At 69.4% G+C, this 4,402-nt stretch carries 2 protein-coding genes; both read right to left on the reverse strand.

Annotated elements, in window-relative coordinates:
* A partial coding sequence (locus tag U9980_RS02945) for a glycosyltransferase family 2 protein (RefSeq protein ID WP_322766572.1) occupies nt 1-1,505 on the reverse strand: 1,505 nt, incomplete at its 3' end.
* On the reverse strand, nt 1,502-4,402 hold a 2,901-nt coding region (locus U9980_RS02950; RefSeq protein ID WP_322766573.1), incomplete at its 5' end, for a glycosyltransferase family 39 protein. The genes U9980_RS02945 and U9980_RS02950, both read right to left, overlap by 4 nt.

The raw sequence follows: 4,402 nt of genomic DNA on the forward strand, positions 1-4,402 counted from the left end.
GAGGCAGCGATCAGCACCACGGCCACGGCGACGGGTACCGCGACCACCGACGGTTGCCAGGACCCGGCCCCCTGCTTCGGTGTGACGACGAAGCGGCCGGGCCGGCGCAGTACCGCTCGCACCGTGGACAGCACCCCGATCCAGAAGCTCGCGCTCTGCAGGGTGAAGGCGCCAAAGGTGTAGCTACCGTTCCCGGCCAGTGCGACCGTGCCGAGGGCCACGACGAAGTAAGGCGCGAAGTGCAGCAGGAACTGGTCGGCGCTGGCCGCGGTGATCGGCTGGACGCCGAACAGGATCCGGACCAACGGCATGATCATGTAGATGAGCACCGTCCAGCCGGACAGGAAGTAGCCGGCGGACAGCAGGTACTGCGCCTTCAACCGCCGGGGCAGCCCCGCGGCCAGCACGGCCGGAATCGCCGAGATGCAGCCTCTGGACCACCGCAGCTGCTGGCTGGTGTAGGAGGCCATGTCAGCCGGCCCGAGGCCACTGGCCAGAACCTCGGGAACGTAGACCGATCGCCACCCGCGGCTGTGCATGCGGATCGACAGCTCGAAGTCCTCGGTCAGCGAATCCTCGGAGAATCCGCCCACCTCCGCCAGGGCCTTACGGCGGAAGGCGATGTTCGTTCCGCAGCAGAACATCGACCCCAGGCCGTCCTTGCCCCGCGCGATTCCACCGAAGAAAAGCGCCTGCTGGGCCCATGACGTGCCGGCGACCTCGTTGGTCGAGGCGTTCGCGTAGTACTGCGGCGTCTGGACGAAGCCCACGCCGGGGTCGTCGAGGTGACCGAGCGTCGCTTCAAGAAAGTCCGGGTGTGGCACATGGTCGCAGTCGAAGACGACCACGATCGGCGCGGAGGTTCGGCCGAGCGCGTGGTTGAGGTTGCCAGCCTTTGCGCCGTTGTGTTCCGCCCGGGTGATGTAGCCGGCACCGTGCCGGCTGGCCAGCGCGGCCATCTGCGGGTTGTCCCCGTCGTCCAACAGGAACACGCGCACCTGCGCGCCCCGCAGCCGGACCGCCGCGGCCACCGTCGGTTCCACCACGTCGACCGGCTCGTTGTAGACCGGTACCAGTACGTCCACGGCGATTATCTGTCCGTTGACCTGTGGCCGGCGCCGGCGTACGCGCTCCCGGGAGCAGGTCCACCAGAAGCCCAGCGCCTGCACCGCATTGAATGCCTCGGCGAGCAGCAGGAGGGTGTAAAGGAACGCGTTGCCGACCCGCCCGGGCGCCAGCAGCCAGCCGAAGTACCAGCAGAAGGCGAGCACGTTCAGCGGCAGCAGATACAGCATCCGGCGCCGCAGCGGCCGGCCCGACCCCATCGGTTGCCACGTCGGCGGCGCGAGCCGCGGGTCCCCGACGATCCCGGTTCCGATGCCGGTTCCGAGATCGAGATCGGGGTCGATCCTCGTGTCGATGGTGACCGAGTGGCGCGCCGCAGGGGCCACCGGAGACAGGTGGCGGCTGTCCGCGAGGGTCTCCCGGCTCGGCGTGAAGGTCACTGCAGCTCCCAGACGGTTACTTGAGGGACGTGAAAGGTGTCGATGACCTGCCGGCGTTGTTCCAGCCGGACCAGGAGGGCTTTGGTGTCCACCGCGACGTTGGGATCGGACAGAAAGCTGCCGATGACGAACACATGGCGGGCGGTTCTGGCCCGCGCCAGCGATCCCGAGCCAGGACCATAGGACGGGAGCGAAGGCGAGTAGTAATCAACGACATCGACCAGGAAGATCGGCGAATATATGATTATATCGCCCGGTTTCGCCTGAGCGGTGACGTGCTTCAAGGCGCCGTCGAAGTCGTACAGGCGCGGGTCGCTTGGATTGAGTTGCTGGTCGCTCAGCGCAAGCACGAGGGTCAGACTGGCCAGCCCGACGCCGAGCGCGATTCCCGCCGTGGTCCGCAACCAGCTCGTGAGAGCACGCGCTATGAGAAGAATCAGTCCGGGCAGGATACCGACGAAGTAGCGGACCTCGAACAGGTTGTCCTTCTGCGTACCGAGCGCAAACAGAAACAGTACCGGGACGAGCACGGTCGCGGCGAGCAATACCGAGCTGCGCGAGTAGCCCCGGCCGAGCAGCAGAAAGGCGACCAGCATCCCCACCGGCCACAGCGCGACCAGGGTGGCCACGATCGCATCCGAGTGGTATCCGAAGACAGCCCAGACCCCGTTCGCGCCGATCGAGTAGATCGAGAGCAGCGGATGGCTGCCAGCCGCGGCGACGTCACTGGTCTGCGCGGCGAAACCCACCCCGCCACGGGAGTTGTAGGCGTTGAACTGAGCGTTGACGAAGGGCACCAGCGGCGCGACCAGCAAGGCCAGTGTGGCCATGCTGGTCAACCACGGCACCACGATATCCGGCCCGTCCCGACTGGCGCGGCGCGATCCGCGCCGGCGCCAGGCGATCACGGCAAACACGATCTGTTGCGCGAGGACCTGCAGCGTCGCGAAGTAATGGGTCCACAGCAGGAGCGCGCTGGCGAGGGTGTACATCACCCACGCCAGGCGGCCGCCGACCCGCAGTACCCGTGCCTGTGCCCAGGTGGCGCTGACTCCGAACAGCAGGAACAGCGGGTACATCCGCGTCTCCTGCGAGTACCAGACCGCGAACGGGGCGAAGACGCCGAGAATGGCCGCGGCCAGCCCGGCCCGGCGGTCGTAGAGCTCACGGCCGGCCAGATAGAGCATCGGCACCATCAGGCTGCCGGTCACGATCGAGGGCAACCGGACGGCCAACTGGCTCGTCCCGAACAGGTGGACCTCCAGCCACAGCACCGTGGCGAACAGGGGCGGGTGCACGTCGGTGTCCCGCAGCGCGCGGATGGACTCCTGAAACGGAAAGAGCTTGGCCTGGCGGATGCTGATCGCTTCGTCGACCCAGATGCTGTGCGGCGACAGGAGCCGGATGACGATCCCGAGCATGGTGAGGCCCGCGACCGCCCACCCGGTGTGGTTGGCGGCCACCTGGCGCAGGCGGCTCGGCCATGCGGCGCCCACGGTCGAGGGCCGTGCCCGCAGCATGGTCACGGTGCCCACCGACACGGTCATGGCGGTCATGGCGGCCAAGGTGACCAGTGCGATCGAGCGCGCGTCGTCATGGAAGAGCGCGATGCCGACCGCCTGGCCGACCACGGTGACCCCGACCGCGATGCCCGACGCCCGGCCGCCGCCGGTGACGCAGTTCTCCGCGGCCAGCACCCGGGCCAGGCCGAACATCGCCATCGCCCCGACATAGGCGACGGCGAGCCGGCCGGTCTCGGCGTAGGCGGGGCCGAGAACTGACACCCAGAACCCGGTCGGGGTCACCGCGACGACCAGGAGCGCACCGAGACCGACCGCGGCCGCCCCGCCCAGTGCGACGAGCACGGCTGCGGTGTCACGGTTCGCGGCCCGTGGCAGCAGCACCATCGGGATGGTCGCGGTCGCGAACGCCGCGACGCCGCCGAGCGTCGACAGGACCGCGAACAGCGCGGCCTGGTCGCGCCCGAGGATCGCGTTCGCCCAGAGGAGATCCTGGTTCGCCAGGACGGCGAGCAGCAGGAACACGACCATCGCCGCCGTCTGCCGACTCGCGCCGGTGGCGCTTTGCGACACTGACGGTGCCACCCCGGCGCCGCGCCACCGAGCGATCCCGAGCGCGCAGTAGCCGGCGGCAACGACCCCGGCCGCTCCGCCGACCGGACCAAGCGCCGCGGTCAGCACCACGCCGAGTGTCAGCCGTCCCACCGGCTCGGCCAGCAGGCTCGCGGTGACTCCGCCGACGAGCCCGGCGCCGTACAGCTTTCCCCGGGCGAGCGCCAACAGCCCCGCACCCGGGCCGGCAGCGGCCAGGACGAGCACGAGCCCGGTCGACAGGTGCAGCGCGGCGGACAACGGCACGCTCGTCGCCGCGAGGACGGCGCCGGCGCCGGCGCCGAGCCCCAACCCGGCGCGGCGCAGCGCCCGCTCGTCGCCCGGCGCAATCGCGCTACCCACCGACAGGCTGGCCGCCGGGACATGCAGTAGGAGATATAGAGCGATGAACGTGACCAGCTCGGCGTAGTCGCCCGGGCTCAGCAGCCGCAGCGCGACGATCGAGAACAGTAGATTGCCGCCGCCCGCGCCGAGCTGGCCGGCGATGACCATGACCTGTTCGGCCACGATCCGACGACGGGGTAGTGAGATGCCGGTGGCGCCGACGAGCGTCGCATTCTCGGCGGCGATGGTCACGCCAGCCCGCCGTAGCGCAGCCGGCACAGACCGGACCCATCCTCCGCCATCGGTTGTTCCCCCGCTGTCTCTGCGCGCCTCCACCGGCGCGAAAGAGTTGGTCGCACCGCCTTTGGCTGTCTGGATGTTGGCCGCGGTCGGGGCGGCGCCGGCCCGAAAAGGGTACAAGGATACCAGCAGGTGGATGGG

Source organism: Protofrankia sp. Cr1 (genome assembly GCF_963555865.1).
Classification (GTDB): Bacteria; Actinomycetota; Actinomycetes; order Frankiales; family Frankiaceae; genus Protofrankia.